The following is a 19,458-nucleotide window of genomic DNA, read 5'->3' as shown; positions in this document are numbered from 1 at the left end:
TGCGTGTTTTCATCGTGGCGGTATTCCGTTGAACGGGATCGGGAACTCTGCTCGGGGGCCGGCATTGTCCGGTGGCTGTCCGGCGTTGACGCCGCGCCGGAATCCGAATGCATAGTCCAGGAACGGCTGGAAGAACTGGCCGAACTGGAGATTCGGGACGTAAGCGCTGTAGTAGAAGCCGTTGGAGACGGCCTCACCCTGCGTGAGTTCGTACTTGGCCAACCCGGGGAGCGCCTTGGCGATGTTGTCCCGGTTCTTCTCCAGCACCGCGGACACCGAGTTGAGCCGATCCAGGGTCGGTTTGAGTTGCGCCTCGTTGTCCGCCACCACTCCGATGAGGGTCCGCGACACCTGCGCGGTCTGTGCCAACAGGGCCACGATCGCCTGACGGCGGGTGTCGAGCACCCCGACCAGGTCGTTGGCATTGAGGATCAGGGTGTTGACCTGGTCGCTGCGCTGCGCCAGTATCCCGGTGACGTCGCCGGCGCTCTTCAGCAGCTCACCCAGACTGTCGTTGCGGCCGTTCAGCGACTTCGACAATCGGCTGAGCCCGTCGAACGTCGGGCCGAGTTGCGGGGCGATCTGGTCGATGGTGTCCGAGAGGGTGTCCAGCGACTGATTCAGCGACGTCGTATCGGTCGCGGCCGTATTGCTGGTCAACTCGCCCACCGCGTCGGTCAGGGAGTACGGCGACGACGTCCGCGACGTCGGGATGACATCCATGGCGTGCATGCGTCCGTTGCCCGCCGGCTCCAGAGCCAGCACACGCTCGCCGAGCAACGACCCGGTTCGGATGTGTGCCAGGGTGTCCGACCCGAGGCCGTACTTGCCGGCCAGGGTGAACGTCACCAATGCGTCGCCCTTGTCCAGTTCGATGTCCGACACCGAACCGACCTTGATACCGGACAAGGTGACGTCGTTCCCGCTCGACAACCCGCCCGCCTCATCGAAGCGCGCCTGATAACGCACCGAGGTGGCCCATTCCGTGAGCTTGCTGGGCTGCAGGCCGATCGCGATGACCATGACGATGAGAACGACGCCGATCACGCCGGACCGAATGAGGTGCGCGCCACGATATTTCAGCATCGGGGCTCACCTGCCCCCGCCGCGGTCAGTCCGTGTCTTTGCATCGTCCCTCTTCCTGCTTGATCCACGGGTACATCACGGAACGACCCTGCAGATCGCTGAAGCGGAGGGCAACACCGCAGATGTAGTACTGGATGAACCCGCCGTAGGCGCCCAGCCGGATCGCCTTGCGAAAGTTGTCCGGGGCCTTCTGCAGGGACTTGTCCAGACCGGCCTTGTCGGTATCGATGTTGGTGGCCAGTCGGTTCACCTGGGCGATGGTGTCCCTTAGCGGCTGGCGGGCATTGCCCAGGAAGTCCGCCAGCGAGGCGGTGCCGTTGTCCAGCGCGGTGACAGCGGTGCCGATCGGGTCGCGGTCCTCGGACAGCCCACCGACGAGCTTGTCCAGCTTGTCGATCGCGCCGGAGAACTTGTCGCCGTCCTTGGACAGCGTGTTCAGCACGGTGCGCAGATCATCGATGAGCTGCTCGACCACCTGGTTGTTGTCGGCCAGCGAATTCGAGAAGGACGACGTCTTGGACAACAGCGACTCGATGGTGCCGCCCTGCCCCTGCATCACCTGGATCAACGAGGCCGTGAGCGCATTGACATCTTTGGGGTTGAGTCCCTGTATCACCGGTTTGAGGCCACCCAGCAGCAGATCGAGATCGAGCGCGGGCAGCGTGCGGTCAACGGGGATCTGAGATCCGGCCGCCTGCACCCTGGTGGACCCGGGGCCGTCGACCAGTTCCAGGAACCGGTCACCGACCAGATTCAGGTACCGCACAGCCGCTTTCGTCCCGGTGGTCAGCGCGACGGTGCGGTCGGCATCGAAATCCACCAGGACGGTGCCGTCGGATTGCAATGAGACGTCGTTGACGGTGCCGACCCGCACCCCGGCCACCCGGACGCTGTCGCCCGATTTCAGCCGGGAAGCATCCTTGAACACCGCCGAATACGGGTTGGTCGAACCCACCCGAACCTCGCCGAAGACTGCCAGTAGCGCCGCGGTCAAGAGCACCATGATGACCGCGAAGGTGCCGAATTTGGCAATGGTCTTGCCCATACCCGTCATCCCGGCTGTCCGATCTGCGCAGAGTTGCGCGGCGGGCCGCCCAGCGGCCCGAACAGCCACTGCTTGAGCGCGTCGGAGTTCAGCAGGATGCCCTGATTGCCGTACTGGTCGCGGCGTGCTCCGACGTCGGCGATCATGCCCGGCTGCTTGACCTCCGCGGGCACGTTCGGCATCTGGTACTCCTTGCAGAACGGATGATCGGCCTTGGCCGCCACCTTGGGCAGATCGTTCGGGTAGCGGTAGCGCTCCTCGCCGAGCACGAAGCTGGCGGCGATGATGATGCCCGGCACCGGGAACGGCGGCGACTTCGCGAACGGCACCAGACCGCCGATCGAGCAGTACAGCGCGTCGTGGTACTTGTCGAGAAGTTCGGCGGTGGGCACCAGGATCTGCGCCAGGTTGGTCAGCGCCGGCCTGTTGCTGCCCACCACATCGTTGCCGACATCGGCCAGGCCGATCGCGCTGAGCAGGAACGCATCCAGATTGTTCTGTTCCTCCACGATGCTCTTCGACAGCTTGCTGGTGTTGTCGACCGCGGTAGTGAGATCCGGTGCCGCATCGGCATACGCGGTGAACACCTGCGGCATGGTCCCGATCATCCGGTCCAGGTTCGGCAGGCTGGGGTCGATCTTGCCGAGGAAGGTGTTGAAGTCCGACAGCGCCTGACCGATTTTCTCACCGCGGCCGTTGAAGGCCTTGGCGACCGCACCGAGCGTCTGGTTCAGCTTGGCCGGGTCTATCTTGTCGAGCACCTGGGTGAGCTGCTGGAAGACGGTGTTGATCTCGACGGTGACATGGTCACCCTGCAGCACCGCGCCCTGCTGGATTGGCTTGGGAGACGGATTCTCCGGAGCCTGGAGCTGGACGAACTTGGCGCCGAACACCGTCGACGACGTGATGTCGGCCCGCACATTGGAGGGAATCAGCTTGAGCTGTGCGGGATCCATCGCCAGGTGCAGGACCGCGGATCCATCGGGGCGGGACTCGATGGAGGACACGTTGCCCACCTGCACACCGCGCATCTTGACCTTGGCATCGGGATTCATCACCAGGCCGGCACGCTGCGAGACCACCGTCAATGGAACAGTTTTGGTGAAGCTACCCGCGAACAGGCCGACCGCCGTGGCCACGATCAACACGATGACGATGACGGTGCCCAGGCCGGCGAGCACGCGAATGTTGTTGCTCTTCATATCGGTTCTTCCCCTAGCCCGACAGGTTGAAGTTGCCGTTGGAGCCGTAGACGGCCAGCGACACCAGCAGGGTCACCGATACCACCACGACCAGCGAGGTGCGCACGGCGTTACCCACCGCCACTCCCACCCCGGACGGTCCGCCGGTGGCGAAGTAGCCGAAGTAGGTGTGGATGAACAGGATCGTCAGGGCCATCAGGATCGCTTGCAGGAAGGACCAGAACAGGTCGATCGGGTTCAGGAATGTGTAGAAGTAGTGGTCATACAGGCCACCGGACTGGCCGAAGAGCACCGTGGTGGTGAACTGCGACGCCAGGAACGACAGGATCACCGCGATGGCATAAAGGGGCGTGATGGCGATCATGCCGGCCACGATGCGCGTGCTCACCAGGTATTCGACGGGCCGGATGGCCATCGCCTCGAGCGCGTCGATCTCCTCGTTGATCCGCATGGCGCCCAGCTGTGCGGTGACGCCGGCACCGAAGGTGGCCGCCAGCCCGATGCCCGCGATCACCGGAGCGGCGATCCGCACGTTGATGAACGCCGACAGGAAGCCGGTCAGCGCCTCGATACCGATATTGCCCAGGCTCGAGTACCCCTGCACGGCCAACGTGCCACCGGTCGCCAAGGTGAGGAACCCGACGATCACCAGTGTCCCGCCGATCATCGCCAATGCGCCTGCGCCCATGGATATCTCAGCGATCAGCCGGACGACTTCACGGCGATAGTGCACCGCCGCGTGTGGGATACCGGCCAGCGCACGGATGTAGAACAGCGTGTGGTCGCCGAGGCTGGACAGCGTGTTGATCGGCTTCTTGACCGTGCGCACCACCCGCGGATAGGTGGAGGCGAGGACCGCTCTGTTGCCCATTGCGCTCACCGCGCCGTCATCTGGATGCCGATGGCGGTGACCACGACATTGACGACGAACAGTGCCATGAAGGCGTACACCACCGTTTCGTTGACCGCGTTGCCGACGGCCTTGGCGCCACCGCCACTGATGGTCAGGCCCCGGTAACAGGCGATCAGACCGGCGATGAGTCCGAACAGGCCGGCTTTGACGCACGAGATGATGACTTCGGGCACCCCGGTCAGCAGCGTGATGCCGGCGGCGAAAGCCCCGGGGTTGACGTCCTGGACGAACACCGAGAAGAAGTATCCGCCGAGGATGCCGATGATCACCACCAGACTGTTGAGCAGCAGCGCCACCAGGCCCGAGGCCAGCATGCGGGGCGTCACGAGGCGCTGCACGGGATTGATGCCGAGCACCTCCATGGCGTCGATCTCCTCGCGGATGGTGCGCGATCCCAGATCGGCACACATCGCCGTCGCGCCCGCGCCGGCCACGATCAGCACGGTGACCATCGGACCCACCTGGGTGACCGCTCCGAAAGCGGCGCCGGCGCCGGACAGATCGGCCGCACCCAATTCGCGCAGCAGGATGTTGAGGGTGAAGCTCACCAGCACGGTGAACGGGATGGCCACCAGCAGGGTGGGCCCCAGGGCCACCCGCGCGACGAACCAGGCCTGTTCCAGGAACTCCCGCCAGAAGAACGGGCGCTGGAACAAGAATTTCACGGCGTCGGCCGACATCAGGAACAGCCCGCCGACGGCCTGCATCGGTCCCGACGCATTACGCCCGATCGACACTCCCGACGACCAGCGTTCCGGGCCTTTAATCCCCATTGCCAGCCGGTCCTTCCAAGAGAGTCACCGCGACCACCACTGTGGGGCCACCGACATTGTGTGCCAACGCAACTGGATATCCGCCCATTCGACTGACGGCCTCCCACACAGTTGCGCGAACAGTTCGACGCACTGTGCCACACCAGTGCCACCCTGCGGGCGCCCTTTGACGTTTAATCCCCCATCGGGATTTGCCGGCAGATCCCCGAGACCGGGCGCGAAGCGCTGCCCGACGGTGGTCATTGCGGCGTCGACCGCGCCGACATTGCTCACGACCTCCCTCCCCCGAGTCCGGTGGATCATACCGAATGGACTACCGTAAATATCACGAGACCGCCCGGCGCCCGCCGGCACCGGGGTCATGCCGCGACCGGCTTCGACGACGAGGGTGGCCTTCTCGCCGTCACCGGTACCCCGCTGCGGGGTATCACCCCAGCACGGGAAGTGGGCGCCGATAGAAGCGACGTCGGGCATGGGCTGTGTGGTCTACCTCTCCGGTGGTCTTTAGGTAACCGCGCCAGCGGTTTTCAGTTCGATGATGCGGTCCCAGTCCAGCCCGAGTTCCAGCAGGATCTCCTCGGTCTGTTCGGCGAACCCGGGCGCACCCGCGGTGTGCGGCGCACCCACATCGAACTGCACCGGGTTGGACACCAATTCCAGATCGCCGGCGGTGACGATGTATTCGTTCGCGCGGATCTGAGCGTCGTCGGCGGCCTGCAGGGTGTCCTGGACGGGAGCCCACGGGCCCGCCAGGGTGGCGAATCTCTTGCTCCACTCGGGCAGCGTCCTGGTGGCCATCACCTTGCGCAGGATCTCGACCGCCTCGGCGGTGTGTTCGGCAATCGACTCGGCGGTCGCGAATCTCGGGTCGTCAGCCAGTTCCGGCAGGTCGACGTGCTGGCACACATCGGCCCAGAACTTGGTGGGCTGCATCATGACGAACGAGATGTAGCGTTCGTCAGCGGTGCCGTAGACCCCGACGAGGGGATTGATCGGCGATCCGTGCACGCCCGGCGCCGGGGCGACCATCCGCTGTTTCAGGTGCGAGGTGAGCGCGACGGTATGGCCCATCGCCCACAGCCCGCTGCCCAACAAGGACACATCGACCACCGATGGCTCGCCGGTCCGCTCCCGTTTCAGCAATGCCGCGGCGATACCGCCGGCCAGGTTCGTGCCCGAGATGGTGTCGCCGTAGGCCGGCCCCGGCGGACCGATCATGCCTTCGATACCGGGTGGGGTGATGGTGGCGGCGGTGCCGGCCCGGCACCAGAAGGCGGTCATGTCATAGCCGCCCTTCTCGGATTCCTCGCCGCGGGGACCGAGCGCACTGCCGCGGGCGTAGACGATGCCGGGGTTCACCGCACGGATGTCCTCGACATCGATTCCGAATTTCCTGCGGTGCCCGGGCAGGAAGCTGGTCAGGAACACATCAGCGCGCCGCGCCAGTTCCAGCAGCACCTCTTTGCCTTCCGGCACCGACATGTCCAGGCCCACACTGCGTTTACCGCGGTTGGCATGTTCGATGTTCGGATTCGGGTCACCCTCGACCCGCAGCGGCCCGGTCTGGCGTAACCCGCGTTGCGGGTCACCGGTCACCGCGTGCTCGACCTTGATGACGTCGGCGCCCCACTCGGCCAGCACCGCGCCGGCCGACGGCACGAATCCGTACATCGCGACCTCAAGAACGCGAATCCCGTCCAGCGGCTTGCTCATTACTGGGCCGCCGGTCCGATCACGGTGGCGAAGGTCTTGGCCTCCAGGAACTCCTCCAGTCCGGCGGCCCCCATCTCACGGCCGATCCCCGACTGTTTGAAGCCACCGAACGGACTGTCGGGGCTGAAGTAGTTGCCGCCGTTGATGGAAAAGGTGCCGGTGCGGATCCGGCGGGCGACCGAGAGTGCCCGTTCCTGGCCACCGAACACCGCGCCGGACAGCCCGTAGATGGAGTTGTTGGCGATCACCACCGCGTCGTCGTCATCGTCGTAGGCGATCACGACGAGCACCGGTCCGAACACCTCTTCCTGGGCGATCTCGCTGTCGGGGTCGACATTCGTCAGCAGCGTCGGGGTATAGAAGTATCCGGGCCCCTTCTTCTCACCACCGGTGACCAGCGTGGCGCCGGCCGCCACGGCGCGCTGCACCATGGCATCGACCTTGTCGCGCTGCTTCTCACTGATCAGCGGGCCCATATAGGTTCCCGGGTCGGTGGGATCGCCGTACCGGACATGCGAGAAGTTGGTCTTGATCAACTCGACGATCTCGTCGTGGTGGCTGCGCGGCACCAGCAGCCTCGAGGTCAGGGCGCAGCCCTGGCCGGCATGGGTGACCATGCTGAATGCCGAGAACATCGCTGCCAGACCGAAATCGGCGTCGTCCAGCACGATGGCCGCCGACTTGCCGCCGAGTTCCAGGAAGACCTTCTTCAAGGTGGCGCTGGCGGCCGACATGATCGCCCGCCCGGTCGGCGTCGATCCGGTGAAGGTCACCATGTCGACATCGGCACTGGTGGTCAGCACGGCACCGACGGCGGGATCGGCACCGCTGATGACGTTGACGACGCCGGCCGGGATGTCGGTGTGATTGGCGATCAGCTCGCCCAGCGCCAGCGTGATCAGCGGCGTGTCGGGAGCGGCCTTGAGCACCACCGTGCAACCGGCGGCCAGCGCCGGGGCGAGCTTGGCCAGCGCCAGTTGATTGGGGTAGTTGTACGCGATGATCGCGGCGACGACGCCGGCGGCTTCCTTCTCCACCCAGCGGTGGTGCACGGCGCCGCGGCTCTCGATATTGCCGAGGTCTTCGGTCAGCGGATAGTCGCGCAGCAGGTCCGTGTAGTACTTCACGATGGCGATCGGCTGGTCCAGCTGGGCGCCCTGCAGCAGCGCGGGTGTCGCACCCACCTCGGCGGTGGTGAGTGCGCCGAGCTCGTCCCGGTGATCGACGAGCGCCTGGTGGAACTGCTCGAGGCAGCGGATCCGAAGTTCGACATCGGTGGCCCAGCCCGACTCGTCGAAGGCGCGGCGTGCGGCCGCCACGGCCGCTTCCGCATCGGCGACGGTGGCGTCGGGCGCGTGGCCGAGCACCTCCCCGGTGGACGGATTGAGCGTCGCGAAGGTCTGCGCCGCATCGACCAGCTTCCCGTCGATCAACATCCGCCGGTCGGCGGTCGCCGATCCCTGCTCAGCGGCGATCGTCGAGGTCTCGCTCATCCAGGCTCCTCACTGTGATGGAAATTTCATTCTCATCAACGGCGAATCATACATTCGCTCGATGAGAACGCAAGGACGCGTAGATGTGCTAGTTGAGCTGCCCGACCGCCGAATCGAGCCAAAGTTTTGTTCCGCGCGCCGACGCCGCATGTCTTGCGGGATCAACCCGGGCGAGAGTACGGTTCTCATATTCGAAAGGCCGATTCTTGAGATCGCGACCACACATGAGGAGGCTCTCTAGGTGAAGAACGCTGTCGTCACAGGCGGCGGGTCCGGGATCGGGCAAGCCATCGCCGACCGACTCCGCGCCGACGGTTACCACGTGGCCATCCTCGATCTCACCCCATCGGACACCCCGAACTCGTTCGTCGCCAACGTGACCGACCGAGCGGCCGTCGATGAGGCGATGAATGCCATCCGCGCCCAGCTGGGCCCGATCACGATCCTGGTCAACGCCGCGGGCCTGGACAGTTTCAAGAAGTTCATCGACACCTCGTTCGAGCATTGGCAGCGTGTCATCGACGTGAACCTCAACGGCGTCTTCCACTGCACCCAGGCCGTGCTGCCGGACATGATCGAGGCCGGCTGGGGACGCATCGTCAACATCTCGTCGTCGAGCACCCGTTCCGGACAGCCTTATATGGCGCCCTACGTGGCGGCCAAGTCGGCGGTCAACGGCCTGACCATGACGCTGGCCCAGGAGTACGGCCCGGCAGGCATCACGGTCAACGCCGTCCCGCCGGGTTTCATCGACACCCCGATGCTCCGCAAGGCCGAAGACCGTGGCTTCCTCGGCGACACCGAGGAGCAGATCGCGAAGACGCCGGTGCGGCGGATGGGGAAACCCGACGACATCGCCGCGGCGTGCGCCTTCTTCATCTCCGAGGAAGCCAGCTACATCACCGGACAGATCCTCTCCGTCAACGGCGGCCGGACCAACTAGAACCGAAGGGACAACCACCGTGGGACGTGTTGAAGGCAAGGTCGCATTCATCACCGGTGCCGCTCGCGGCCAGGGTCGCAGCCATGCGATCCGGCTCGCCGAAGAGGGTGCCGACATCATCGCCGTCGATCTGTGTAAGAACATCGACACGATCGGCTATGCCCTGGCCACCCCCGAAGATCTCGAAGAGACCGCACGTTTCGTCGAGAAGACCGGCCGGCGCATCGTCACCGCGCAGGCCGATGTTCGCGAAGCGGGCCAACTCAAGGAGGCGCTCGAGACGGGCCTGGCCGAACTCGGCAAGGTCGACATCGTGGTGGCCCAGGCCGGTGTCGCCGCGATGAAGGGCCAGCCGCCGATGCAGGCCTGGACCGACGGCATCAACACCAACCTGATCGGCACCATCAACGCCATCCAGGTCGCGTTGCCGCACCTGGCCGAAGGCGCCTCGATCGTGGCCACGGCGTCCGCGGCCGCGCTGATGGACGCGAGCAACAAGCCGAATCCGGGATCGGATCCCGGCGGCATGGGTTACATGGTGTCCAAGCGGATGATCTCGGAGTACGTGCACTACCTGGCCACCGAGCTCGCGCCGCGCGGTATCCGGGCCAACGTCATCCACCCGACCAACTGCAACACCAACATGCTGCAGAGCGAACCGATGTACCGGTCGTTCCGGCCGGATCTGGAGAATCCCGAGCTCAAGGACGCCGAGCCGGTGTTCTACGTGCAACAGGCCATGAAGGTGCCCTGGATCGAGCCCGTCGACATCAGCAATGCCGTGCTGTGGCTTGCCTCCGACGAGGCCCGGTTCGTCACCGGCATGCAGCTGCGTGTCGACGCCGGCGGTTACCTCAAGTGGTACGACTACCACGTCTGATCGGAAAGGTGCTGACGCAGTGAAGGTTTCAGTCGACGGCTCACGCTGTCAGGGACACACGTTGTGCTCGATGATTGCGCCCGACGCGTTCGAACTCGACGATCTCGACGGACATGCGTCACCGGTGAACGAGATCGTGCCCGACGACCAGCAGGACGCGGTGCGCGAGGCTGCGCACTCCTGCCCGGAACAGGCCATCGTCATCGAATGACCAGATCACAAAGGAAGACAGCGCCGTGACGATCGACGATCTCGCGACAGACGACGACCGCAAGAAGAACACCTACCATTTCGACCGGCACACCCCGGAGTACCGCGATCAGTTTGCAAAGATCACCCAGGAGATGCAGTCCAAGTGCCCGATGGCGTGGACCGACACGTACAACGGGCACTGGGTCGCCGCCGACAGCAAACACGTCTTCGAACTTGCCCGCTGCCCGGTGGTGTCCAACCACCACGATCTGAGCGGAGAGACGCCCTACCAGGGCATCACCATCCCCAAGGCGCAACGGGCCACGGTCGTGCGTGGCGGCATCCTCGAGATGGACGAGCCCGAGCACAGCATCTACCGCGGCGCGCTCAACCCGTACCTCTCCCCCGCGGCCATCAAGCGGTGGCAACCGTTCGTGGACGAAGTGGTTCGGGCCGCCCTCGACGAGAAGATCGAAAGCGGCCGAATCGATTTCGTCGACGACCTGGCCAATATTGTGCCCGCGGTACTGACGCTGGCCATGATGGGCATCGAACTCAAGAAGTGGCCGGTCTACAGCGAGCCTGCGCACCTGTCCGTGTCCACTCCGGAGCACTCGCCCGACGCCGCGCGCGTCGCCGAGATGAGCAGGCAGATGGGCATCGACATGCTCACCACCATGTTCGAGATGAAGGAGAACCCCCGGCCCGGTCTGATCAACGCGCTGCTGCAGTTGCGCATCGACGGTGAGCCCGCGCCCGACATGGAGATCGTGGGCAACCTGGGCCTGATCATCGGTGGCGGCTTCGACACCACCACGGCACTGACCGCGCACTCGTTGGAGTGGCTGTCGGAGAACCCGGAGCAACGCGACCTGCTCAGCCGCGAGCGCGATACGCTGCTCAACCCCGCCACCGAGGAGTTTCTGCGCTTCTACACACCGGCCCCCGGTGACGGCCGAACTTTCTCGGCAGACGTGGAAGTCGAGGGCCACCGCTTCAAAGAGGGTGAGCGGCTGTGGATATCGTGGGCCATGGCCAACCGCGATCCGTCGGTGTTCGAAGATCCCGACGAGATCATTCTCGACCGAAAGGGTAACCGGCACTTCAGCTTCGGCATCGGCGTGCACCGCTGCGTGGGATCCAATGTGGCCCGCACGGTCTTCAAAGCCATGCTCACGGCTGTCCTGGACCGAATGCCCGACTACGTCTGCGACCCCGAGGGCACCGAACACTACGAGACCATCGGCGTCATTCAGGGCATGAAGCATTTGCCCGCGACGTTCACCCCAGGGAAGCGGTTGGGCCTCGGCCTCGACGACACGCTGGAGAAACTGCAACGGATCATCGACGAGCAGCAGTCGGCCCGGCCGATCACCGAGCACAAGGACGCGGTCGACCTCAACCGCTGACCGCGCAGATACTGTGTCGCTGTGGTGGAGGTATCGGCGCGTGAGGCCAAGCGGCTACAGACCCGCGAGCGTCTGATGGGCGCGGCGATCGCGGAGTTCAAGCGTTCCGGACTGGCGGCCGCCGACGTGGCCGCCATCGTGGCCGCGGCGGGCGTGGCCCACGGCACCTTCTTCTTCCACTTCCCCACCAAGGAACACGTCCTCCTGGAACTGGAGCGGCGCGAAGAGGAGCGGATCGCCAAGCAGTTCAGGCAGTTCCTCAAGACGCATGACGACCTGGCCTCGGTGCTGCGCGAAGCCGCCCGGCTCATCATGGGCCTGGAACGCAGGTTGGGCGACGTGCTCTTCAGGGACTTTCTGGCCTTGCATTTCTCGCAGACGCGGCCGCCGGCCGAGGACGGCCGCGATCACCCGATCATCGTGCTGGTCGCCGAGCAGATCGAGCAGGCCCGCGAGCGCGGCGACGTCGACGAGGCCGTGCAACCGATGAACAGTGCGGTGTACTTTCTGCTGGGCCTGTACGCCCTGTTGATCACCACCGGCGACTGGCCGGCCCGCGGGGATCTGCTCGACGACTACCTCATCCGGACTTTGCGCAGCATGCAGCCGCCGGGTTGATTACCACATCTAATAGGTGTTTCACCAAGGCCTGAATACTGTGAGTTCAGTAATATTTTCGGCCGAATGGAATAAAAGGCGAAGGTGCACGTCAGAGGCCCTTTTCGGATCAAGTTCGTTGCATGTCCGTCCGTCCTGTTAGCCTGTAAAAATCAGCGTGTAACGCAACCGGCGCGAACACCGAAAAGTCTGTGTCGCCGGAAACTGGTCGGGCGGGGAAAGGTACTTAGGCAATGGTGAAGGTGTCGGGAAAGAAACTGGTGTTCACCCTGGTCGGGATGGCAGCTGCGCTGCCGCTGACCGCAGGAATCGCGTCGGCGACCCCCGATTTGGGCCCGGTGGTCAACACGACGTGCTCATATGACCAGGTGATCGGGGCGATGAACGCTCAGCGGCCCGATCTCGCGGCGGAGTTCAACGCGCAGCCCGTCGGACAGGCGATGCTGCGCAACTTCCTGGCTTCGGGTCCGGCGGAGCGCCAGCGCACCGCCAACCAGATCGCCAACGCGCCGGGTGCGTCGAAGTACTTCGACGGGATCGCGCAGATCATCACGACCTGCAACAACTACTGATCAACCGCGGATTCGGCGCGTTTCGTCATCGGACGAAACGCGCCGAATCCGTTTTCAGCCGCGGGGCAACCCCAGGACCTGCTGAGCGATGATGTTGCGTTGGATCTCCGACGTGCCCCCGGCGATGGTTCCGGAGAAGCTACGCGCGTACCGCTCGAACCAGCTGGCGTAGTAGTGGTCCAGGTTCATGTGGGCATACGGCCCGCTGAACGACGGATGGATCAACCCCTCCGGGCCTGCCGCGAGCAGGGCATTGTTCGCCGCCCGCAGCTCGGCCTCGGCGCCGAGCAGCTTGGGCACCGACACCGCGGCCACATCCACCTCACCTCGGGCCGCCTTGGCCAGCCCGACCGATCCGAGCAACCGCAGCGCCTGGTAATCCATGATGGTGGAGGCCAGCTGATCGCGCTCCAGCGGCGTGGACGGTTTGAAATCGCCGATCGAGTTGGCGATCCGGTCCGCGAAGCCCAGCCACATCATGGTGCGCTCGTGGCCCAGTGACCCGTTGGCCACCTTCCAGCCGCCGTTGAGCGGGCCGACGAGGTTTTCCGCAGGCACCCGCACATCGGCGAAGAAGACCTCGTTGAAGTCCTTGTTCTCCTCGCCGGTGAGGTCGGCGAACGGCCGGCACACCACGCCTTCGGTGTCGGTCGGGATGATCAGCACGCTGATGCCCTTGTGCTTGGGCGCGTCCGGATCGGTGCGCACGAAGGTCAGCAGCCAGTCGGCGTCATGCGCGCCCGAGGTCCACACCTTCTGGCCGTTGACCACGAACGCCCCGCCATCTGCGGCATCCTCGAACGTTGCCTTGGTGCGCAAGGACGCCAGGTCGGAACCCGCGCTGGGCTCACTCATGCCCAGCGAGGCGGTGCGCTTACCCTTGAGCACCGGCACCGCCCACTGCTGCTTCTGCTCGTCGGTGCCGAATGTCAGCAGTGACGCCGCGATGATGTTGACACCCTGGGGGTTGAAGCTGTGGTAGATCCGTCGCCGGCACAACTCTTCCAGGTGCACGAAGCTCTGCAGCACCGATGCATTGCGGCCGCCGAACTCGGGTGGCTGCGCCGGTAGCAGCCAGCCATTGTCGAACAGCAGTCGCTGCCAGTCGCGCGCCCACTGCGGCATGTGCGATACCGACCGTGGGCGCTCCAGAGTGTCTGCCGCAGAAGGCAAGTGCTGGTCGAGGAAGGCCGAGAACTCGGCACGGAACTCTTCGACGTCGGGATCAAATTCGAGTTGCATCAAACTCCTCGGCGATGAGGGCGCGGTGTTCAGCGGCACCGCCGAGCAGCAGCTCGCCGGCCTTGGCCCGCTTCAGCGCGAACTGAAGGTCGTTCTCCCAGGTGAAGCCCATCGCTCCGAAGGTCTGCAGGCCGTGCTGGAACACCAGCGTCTGGCACTCCCCCGCGCTGGCTTTGGCCATGGCGGCGGCGATCCGGCGCCGCGGGTCATCGGCCGCGATGGTGAGCGCGGCGAAATACGACAGCGCCCTGGCCCGTTCGATGGCCACGTACATGTCGGTGGCCTTGTGCTGAATGGCCTGGAACGAGCCGATCGGCACCCCGAACTGGTGACGACTCTTGGCATGCTCGAGTGACAGGTCGAGGATCCGCTGACAGGCCCCGACCATGGTGATCGCCATACCCATCAGCGCGACGTGCCGGCCCCGTTCGACCAGAGCCAGCGCGGCCGACGGTTCCAGATCGAGGCGGTCGGACTCCTGGACCCGCAGCCGGTCGAAGGTCACCTCGGCGACATGCAGTACCGGGTCGAACACATCGCGCCGCCGGGTACCGATGCCTTCGGCGCCGATCACGAACACCCCCGCGGGTGTCACCACGGCGAGCTGTTCGGCACGGTCCCCGTCCAGCACGAACTTCGAGGTGCCGTCCAGCACCCAACCCTCCCGGCTCCAGTTGGCGCTGACACCGTCGTAGATCGCGGTTCCGGCCTTGGCGGCGTCGAACCGATCACCGGCCAGCGGCGCGAATTGCGACAGCGTGGCCAGGAACGGGGTGGGGTCGGTGGCCCGCCCGAGTTCCTCGAGCACGATGGCCAGTTCGACCGCGTTGTCCGGGTCGGTCAGCTCGGTCCAGCCCGCTTCCAGATAGGACTTCCACAACCGGGCGGCACTGTCACCGTTCTGTTTGCCCTCCGCGATACCGCGCACCAACGACGGTGGGCACTGCTTGCCCACCGCGTCGCGCACCGTCTCCTGCCATAGCCGCTGGTCAGCATCGAACTCAAGCAGCACGCGGCACCTCCCGCCTCATCGTCCGGATCACGCGAGAATAGCATTCTCGTCAACGGAGTCCGTGTTCTCCGGCCCGCAGTATGGAGTTTTGCTAACGAATGGCGACCCGATTGACCAGCACACTCTCTCACCAGCGGGAATGTAAGCGAACCGCTGGAGAACATTGTTCTTGCTTTGGAAGAACAAGGATCTACACTGGGAGCAACTCCGGGCCGGTTCCCGGCCTGGGATGAGAACACAAGGATGGCCCCTGGTGAAGCAGATTCGTGACGGTTCGACAGTGGTGGACGTCCCCGTCATCGACGCCAGCGTGCACATCTTCGTCGCCTCCAACAAGGACCTGCGGCAGAACTTCCTGCGCGAACCGTTCAGCAGCCGCGGCTTTCCCGATTACGAGATGGACTGGTACGGGGCGCCGGGCGGTGAGTACCTGAAGGACGCAAAGGGTCCGAACCGCGAGTACCCGGGGTCCGACGTCGAACTGGTCGCCAAGCAGCTGTTCACCGATCGCGGCGTGGACGTGGCGGTGCTGCACCCGATGACCCGCGGCATCATGCCCGACCGCCATCTGGGATCGGCGATCGCCGCGGCGCACAACGACATGATGGTGACCCGCTGGCTCGACGACGCCCGATACGGGGAGAAGTTCCGGGGCACCATCCGGGTAAATCCCGACGATATCGCCGGCGCGTTACGCGAGATCGAGAAGTACAAGGACCATCCGCGGGTGGTGCAGATCGGCGTGCCCCTGCAATCTCGCGAGCTGTACGGCAAACCACAGTTCTGGCCGCTGTGGGAGGCCGCGGAGGCGGCCGGCCTGCCGGTCGCCGTGCACATCGAGGTGGGCGCGGGAATCCAGTTCTCGCCCACACCTTCTGGCAAGACCAGAACCTACGAGCAATACCTGTCCTTCATGTCGCTGAACTACCTCTACCACCTGATGAACATGATCGCCGAGGGCGTGTTCGAACGGATGCCGAACCTCAAGATGGTGTTCGCCGACGGCGCGGCCGACATGCTCACCCCGTTCATGTGGCGGATGGACTGTTTCGGCCGGCCGCATCTGGAGCAGACGCCGTGGGCGCCGAAGATGCCAAGTGACTATCTGCCCGGCCACGTCTACTTCATCCAGGGTGCCTACGACGGACCCGGCAACGTCGACTTCGCGGGCGAGTGGTTCGGCTTCACCGGTAAGGAAGATATGACCATGTTCGGGTCGAGCTATCCGCACTACAACGCCGCCGAACTGACCGTGCCGGCGTCCTACAGCGCCGAGCAGCGCGACAAGCTGTGCTGGCGCAATGCCGCCGAGTTGTACGGCATCCAAAGTTCGGTCTTTTCGTCCGTATCGGGCGCACAGTAGAGGCAGCGAGGAGACCCTGATGACCGTTACCGCCATACCCCGTGTCGCCCCTGCCGAGCGCATCGCGGTGCGCTGCGTCGACTCCGACGTACACCCGATGCCGCGCCGCGGCGAACTGGGCCCGTATCTGCCCGAGCCGTGGCGCAGCAAGTATTTCGGCTCGCACCCCATCGGCGAGCAGATCTACTACGACGCGCCCGACTACGCGCACTCATATGCCATGAGGGTGGACGCCTTCCCACCCGACGGCCAGTTCGCCTGCAGCGACCCGGATTTCGCGTTCAAGCAGCTGATCATGGAAGCCGGTTCCGATATCGCCATCCTGGAGCCGACGCATGTGGAGTACCGCCTCGGTGAGGCCACTCATGCGTTCTCCCAGGGCGTGAACTCGTGGCTTGCCGAGAACTGGCTCGATTCGAAGAACAATTGGCACGAACGCTGGCGCGGGTCCATCTGCGCGGCGATCGAGGTACCGGAACTGGCGGCCGCCGAGATCCACAAGTGGGCCCAACACCCCTTCATGGCGCAGGTGCTGATCAAGGCCGAACCGCGCCCGTCCTGGGGTGACCCGATGTATGACCCGATCTGGGCGGCGGCCACCCAGGAGGACATCACGGTGTCCTGCCACCTGTCTCGTGGGTATTACGAGACGCTGCCGATCCCGCCGGTCGGCTTCCCCAGCTACAACCACGACTTCATGGTCACCTACTCACTACTGGCCGCCAACCAGGTCATGAGCCTCATCTTCGACGGCGTCTTCGACCGCTTCCCCACCCTGCGCATCGTGTTCGTCGAACACGCCTTCAGCTGGATCCTGCCCCTGATGTGGCGGATGGACGCCATCTACCAAGCCCGCAAAGGCTGGCTCGACATCAAACGCAAACCCAGCGAATACGTCAAAGAACACATCAAATTCACCACCCAACCCCTGGACTACCCCGAAGACAAAACCGAACTCACCCGGGCCCTGGAGTGGATGGAATGCGACAAGATCCTGCTCTACTCCAGCGACTACCCACACTGGACCTTCGACGACCCCCGCTGGCTGGTCAAACACCTACCCGAACACGCCCGCGAGAACATCATGTTCCGCAACGGCATCAACACCTACAAACTCCCCGACACCGTGCCCGCCCTCGAAGGACAGGTCCGGGTGTTCTAGTGACGGATCCCCAACCGCCCCGGCTCGCGCAGGGGCGCGAGCACATCGTCGCCACCGTCGATGAAATCCCCTCCGGCACTCATAAACTGGTTCCGATCGGCAGACACGGTGTGGGTGTCTACAACGTCAACGGCACCTTCTATGCGATCGCGAACTACTGTCCGCACGAGGGTGGCCCCCTGTGCTCCGGGCGGGCCCGCGGCCGCAACATCGTCGACGAGAACGTGCCCGGCGACGCGGTGATGGTGCGGGACAAGGAATACATCTTCTGCCCCTGGCACCAGTGGGGCTTCGAACTGGCCACCGGCACCACGGCGGTGAAACCCGAGTGGAGTATCCGCACCTACCCGGTGCGGGTGGTCGGCGACGACGTGCTGGTGCAGGCATGAGCGAGCGTGCGAGCGAATCATCGGTGACGGGCGAGCGTGCGAGCGAATCATCGGTGAACTACGAGCTCAAACGCGGCGAGAAGGTCATGGAGATCAACGGCGGCAACGTCGTCTACGAAATCCTGGGCAAGACCGGCGATCTGATCGCCCTGACCCCGGGTGGCCGGTTCAGCAAGGACATCCCCGGCCTGCGTCCGCTGGCCAATGCGCTGGCCAAGGGCGGCTACCGGGTGCTGCTGTGGGACCGGCCCAACTGCGGCCGCTCCGATATCCAGTTCTACGGGCAGAGCGAATCTCACATGCGCGCCGAGACGCTCTACACCCTGATCTCCAAACTCGGTGTGGGCCCGTGCATCATCGCCGGAGGGTCCGGCGGGGCCAGGGACTCCATGCTGACCACCATGCTCTACCCGGAGATCGTCACCAAGCTGGTGGTGTGGAATATCGTCGGTGGCGTCTATGGATCGTTCGTCCTGGGCGGGCATTACATCACCCCGAGCATCCTGGCGGTGCGCGGCTTGGGCATCAAGGGCCTGCTGCACGTTCCCGAGTGGCGGGAGCGCATCGAACAGAACCCGGCCAACCGGCAGCGCTTCCTCGACCTGGACGACGACGAGTTCCTCAAGGTGATGCTGCGCTGGCTGAATGCCTTCGTGTCCAAGCCGGGACAGACCATCCCCGGCGTGCCGGATGAGATGTTCGACAACATCACCGTGCCGACCCTGATCATCCGCGGCGGCGAGAACGACTGGGATCACCCCAAGCGCACCTCGCTGGAAGTGAGTTGTCTCATCAAGGGATCCACCCTCATCGATCCGCCGTGGCCCGAAGACGCGTGGGAACGCGCCGGGGAGAAGTTCGCGCGCAGCGGCGGTAAGAAGTTCTGCCTGTTCGACACCTGGGTGCAGGCCGCGCCGGCCATCCTGTCCTTCCTGGCGACGTGATGGACGGCTACTCCAGCAGGATGCGCACCTCGCTGTTCAGTGACGCCTCCAGCGCGGTGTGGATCCGGCTCTCCGGAATCCGCTCCATGTCGGTGCGCCGCAGTGTCACCTCGACGATGTCCCAGCCCTGCCCGCCGGGGAACCGGTGCACCCGGCCGGCCAGCCCGAAACCGGCCAGCACTCCGTGCGCGTCGTCATCGGTACCGCGGCTCACGAAGGTCAGCACGCCGGCCACCGGATCGGTGCCAAACGCCTTGCTGCACAGCCCGATCACCTCGGCCGTCAGAGCTTGCGCGTCGTCACCGGCGAGCAGCACCTCGATCTGGCGCCGGCCGGCGGGCAGCGCTGCCAGATCGGAGTCGATCACGTCGGCGCCCAGTGCGCGCAAGGCCGCCATCCCCTCGGTCAGCCTGGCGGGCGTCAGCTGCCCGAACGGATCCACATCGACTCGCACCACTGCGGTTCTCACGGCCGCCAGCCTAACCGGATGCCGCGCCGGTGAGGAGC

General features: G+C 64.9%; 20 protein-coding genes. 10 read left to right on the top strand and 10 right to left on the bottom strand.

Annotation, left to right across the window (positions count from 1 at the left end; translation table 11 throughout):
• Positions 1–9: 9 nt before the first annotated feature.
• The 7 genes from ACXPWS_RS08930 to ACXPWS_RS08900 form a co-directional block, all read right to left on the bottom strand.
• Positions 10–1,086, bottom strand: coding sequence for an MCE family protein (locus ACXPWS_RS08930; protein ID WP_458712098.1), 1,077 nt, complete (start codon positions 1,084–1,086; stop codon positions 10–12).
• Positions 1,087–1,111: 25 nt separating this feature from the next.
• A complete protein-coding gene (locus ACXPWS_RS08925) occupies positions 1,112–2,140 on the bottom strand; it encodes an MCE family protein (protein ID WP_458712097.1) in 1,029 nt (342 codons plus the stop codon).
• The gene (locus ACXPWS_RS08920; protein WP_458712096.1) at positions 2,137–3,333 is read right to left on the bottom strand and encodes an MCE family protein; all 1,197 of its coding nucleotides are present in this window, start codon (positions 3,331–3,333) and stop codon (positions 2,137–2,139) included. The genes ACXPWS_RS08925 and ACXPWS_RS08920 overlap by 4 nt, the downstream gene beginning before the upstream one ends.
• Positions 3,334–3,346: 13 nt before the next feature.
• Positions 3,347–4,204 (bottom strand): MlaE family ABC transporter permease, encoded by an 858-nt coding sequence (locus ACXPWS_RS08915; RefSeq protein WP_458712095.1) that lies wholly within the window; start codon positions 4,202–4,204, stop codon positions 3,347–3,349.
• Between the two features lie 5 nt (positions 4,205–4,209).
• Complete coding sequence (locus tag ACXPWS_RS08910; protein ID WP_458712094.1) at positions 4,210–5,019, bottom strand: MlaE family ABC transporter permease; 810 nt, start codon at positions 5,017–5,019, stop codon at positions 4,210–4,212.
• Between the two features lie 504 nt (positions 5,020–5,523).
• Entirely contained in the window at positions 5,524–6,732 is a 1,209-nt protein-coding gene (locus tag ACXPWS_RS08905) for a CaiB/BaiF CoA transferase family protein (protein WP_458712093.1), read from the bottom strand.
• Positions 6,732–8,225 carry an aldehyde dehydrogenase family protein gene (locus ACXPWS_RS08900; RefSeq protein WP_458712092.1) on the bottom strand — a complete coding sequence of 498 codons (1,494 nt, stop codon included), beginning with the start codon at positions 8,223–8,225 and terminating at the stop codon, positions 6,732–6,734. Before ACXPWS_RS08900 ends, ACXPWS_RS08905 begins: the two co-directional genes overlap by 1 nt.
• Before the next feature lie 241 nt (positions 8,226–8,466).
• Between ACXPWS_RS08900 and ACXPWS_RS08895 the strand changes: the two genes are divergently transcribed.
• The 6 genes from ACXPWS_RS08895 (at position 8,467) to ACXPWS_RS08870 (ending at position 12,839) form a co-directional block, all read left to right on the top strand.
• Positions 8,467–9,168, top strand: a complete 702-nt coding sequence (locus ACXPWS_RS08895) for an SDR family NAD(P)-dependent oxidoreductase (protein WP_458712091.1) — start codon at positions 8,467–8,469, stop codon at positions 9,166–9,168.
• A 19-nt stretch (positions 9,169–9,187) separates the two neighbouring features.
• The gene (locus ACXPWS_RS08890) at positions 9,188–10,048 is read left to right on the top strand and encodes a mycofactocin-coupled SDR family oxidoreductase (protein WP_458712090.1); all 861 of its coding nucleotides are present in this window, start codon (positions 9,188–9,190) and stop codon (positions 10,046–10,048) included.
• A 19-nt stretch (positions 10,049–10,067) separates the two neighbouring features.
• On the top strand, positions 10,068–10,259 hold the full coding sequence (locus ACXPWS_RS08885) for a ferredoxin (protein WP_458712089.1): 192 nt from the start codon (positions 10,068–10,070) through the stop codon (positions 10,257–10,259).
• Between the two features lie 25 nt (positions 10,260–10,284).
• Positions 10,285–11,649 carry a cytochrome P450 gene (locus ACXPWS_RS08880; protein WP_458712088.1) on the top strand — a complete coding sequence of 455 codons (1,365 nt, stop codon included), beginning with the start codon at positions 10,285–10,287 and terminating at the stop codon, positions 11,647–11,649.
• A gap of 75 nt (positions 11,650–11,724) precedes the next feature.
• Positions 11,725–12,267 (top strand): TetR family transcriptional regulator, encoded by a 543-nt coding sequence (locus ACXPWS_RS08875; protein ID WP_458713466.1) that lies wholly within the window; start codon positions 11,725–11,727, stop codon positions 12,265–12,267.
• 233 nt (positions 12,268–12,500) lie between these two features.
• Complete coding sequence (locus ACXPWS_RS08870) at positions 12,501–12,839, top strand: hemophore-related protein (protein ID WP_458712087.1); 339 nt, start codon at positions 12,501–12,503, stop codon at positions 12,837–12,839.
• Between the two features lie 54 nt (positions 12,840–12,893).
• Here the strand turns inward: ACXPWS_RS08870 and ACXPWS_RS08865 are convergent, their stop codons facing one another.
• Complete coding sequence (locus tag ACXPWS_RS08865; RefSeq protein ID WP_458712086.1) at positions 12,894–14,081, bottom strand: acyl-CoA dehydrogenase family protein; 1,188 nt, start codon at positions 14,079–14,081, stop codon at positions 12,894–12,896.
• The gene (locus tag ACXPWS_RS08860; RefSeq protein WP_458712085.1) at positions 14,065–15,093 is read right to left on the bottom strand and encodes an acyl-CoA dehydrogenase family protein; all 1,029 of its coding nucleotides are present in this window, start codon (positions 15,091–15,093) and stop codon (positions 14,065–14,067) included. The genes ACXPWS_RS08865 and ACXPWS_RS08860 overlap by 17 nt, the downstream gene beginning before the upstream one ends.
• A 253-nt stretch (positions 15,094–15,346) precedes the next feature.
• Here ACXPWS_RS08860 and ACXPWS_RS08855 point away from each other — a divergent pair, with 253 nt between their 5' ends.
• From ACXPWS_RS08855 to ACXPWS_RS08840, 4 genes are all read left to right on the top strand, one after another.
• The gene (locus ACXPWS_RS08855; RefSeq protein WP_458712084.1) at positions 15,347–16,456 is read left to right on the top strand and encodes an amidohydrolase family protein; all 1,110 of its coding nucleotides are present in this window, start codon (positions 15,347–15,349) and stop codon (positions 16,454–16,456) included.
• A gap of 19 nt (positions 16,457–16,475) precedes the next feature.
• Positions 16,476–17,618 carry an amidohydrolase family protein gene (locus ACXPWS_RS08850; RefSeq protein WP_458712083.1) on the top strand — a complete coding sequence of 381 codons (1,143 nt, stop codon included), beginning with the start codon at positions 16,476–16,478 and terminating at the stop codon, positions 17,616–17,618.
• Complete coding sequence (locus ACXPWS_RS08845; protein ID WP_458712082.1) at positions 17,618–18,007, top strand: Rieske (2Fe-2S) protein; 390 nt, start codon at positions 17,618–17,620, stop codon at positions 18,005–18,007. The genes ACXPWS_RS08850 and ACXPWS_RS08845 overlap by 1 nt, the downstream gene beginning before the upstream one ends.
• A gap of 86 nt (positions 18,008–18,093) precedes the next feature.
• Positions 18,094–18,951, top strand: a complete 858-nt coding sequence (locus tag ACXPWS_RS08840) for an alpha/beta fold hydrolase (RefSeq protein WP_458713465.1) — start codon at positions 18,094–18,096, stop codon at positions 18,949–18,951.
• Between the two features lie 7 nt (positions 18,952–18,958).
• Here ACXPWS_RS08840 and ACXPWS_RS08835 read toward each other — a convergent pair whose 3' ends face one another.
• Positions 18,959–19,420, bottom strand: a complete 462-nt coding sequence (locus tag ACXPWS_RS08835; protein WP_458712081.1) for a hypothetical protein — start codon at positions 19,418–19,420, stop codon at positions 18,959–18,961.
• Positions 19,421–19,458: the final 38 nt, after the last annotated feature.

It is taken from the genome of Mycobacterium sp. BMJ-28 (assembly GCF_054404835.1).
This window is presented reverse-complemented; position numbering and strand designations above follow the sequence as displayed.

Excerpts from the sequence above, each read along its gene's own strand:
- ACXPWS_RS08930 (WP_458712098.1), bottom strand. The coding sequence starts at position 1,086 with ATGCTGAAATATCGTGGCGCGCACCTCATTCGGTCCGGCGTGATCGGC.
- ACXPWS_RS08925 (WP_458712097.1), bottom strand. The coding sequence starts at position 2,140 with ATGACGGGTATGGGCAAGACCATTGCCAAATTCGGCACCTTCGCGGTC.
- ACXPWS_RS08920 (WP_458712096.1), bottom strand. The coding sequence starts at position 3,333 with ATGAAGAGCAACAACATTCGCGTGCTCGCCGGCCTGGGCACCGTCATC.
- ACXPWS_RS08915 (WP_458712095.1), bottom strand. The coding sequence starts at position 4,204 with ATGGGCAACAGAGCGGTCCTCGCCTCCACCTATCCGCGGGTGGTGCGC.
- ACXPWS_RS08910 (WP_458712094.1), bottom strand. The coding sequence starts at position 5,019 with ATGGGGATTAAAGGCCCGGAACGCTGGTCGTCGGGAGTGTCGATCGGG.
- ACXPWS_RS08905 (WP_458712093.1), bottom strand. The coding sequence starts at position 6,732 with ATGAGCAAGCCGCTGGACGGGATTCGCGTTCTTGAGGTCGCGATGTAC.
- ACXPWS_RS08900 (WP_458712092.1), bottom strand. The coding sequence starts at position 8,225 with ATGAGCGAGACCTCGACGATCGCCGCTGAGCAGGGATCGGCGACCGCC.
- ACXPWS_RS08875 (WP_458713466.1), top strand. The coding sequence starts at position 11,725 with ATGGGCGCGGCGATCGCGGAGTTCAAGCGTTCCGGACTGGCGGCCGCC.
- ACXPWS_RS08870 (WP_458712087.1), top strand. The coding sequence starts at position 12,501 with ATGGTGAAGGTGTCGGGAAAGAAACTGGTGTTCACCCTGGTCGGGATG.
- ACXPWS_RS08865 (WP_458712086.1), bottom strand. The coding sequence starts at position 14,081 with ATGCAACTCGAATTTGATCCCGACGTCGAAGAGTTCCGTGCCGAGTTC.
- ACXPWS_RS08850 (WP_458712083.1), top strand. The coding sequence starts at position 16,476 with ATGACCGTTACCGCCATACCCCGTGTCGCCCCTGCCGAGCGCATCGCG.
- ACXPWS_RS08840 (WP_458713465.1), top strand. The coding sequence starts at position 18,094 with ATGGAGATCAACGGCGGCAACGTCGTCTACGAAATCCTGGGCAAGACC.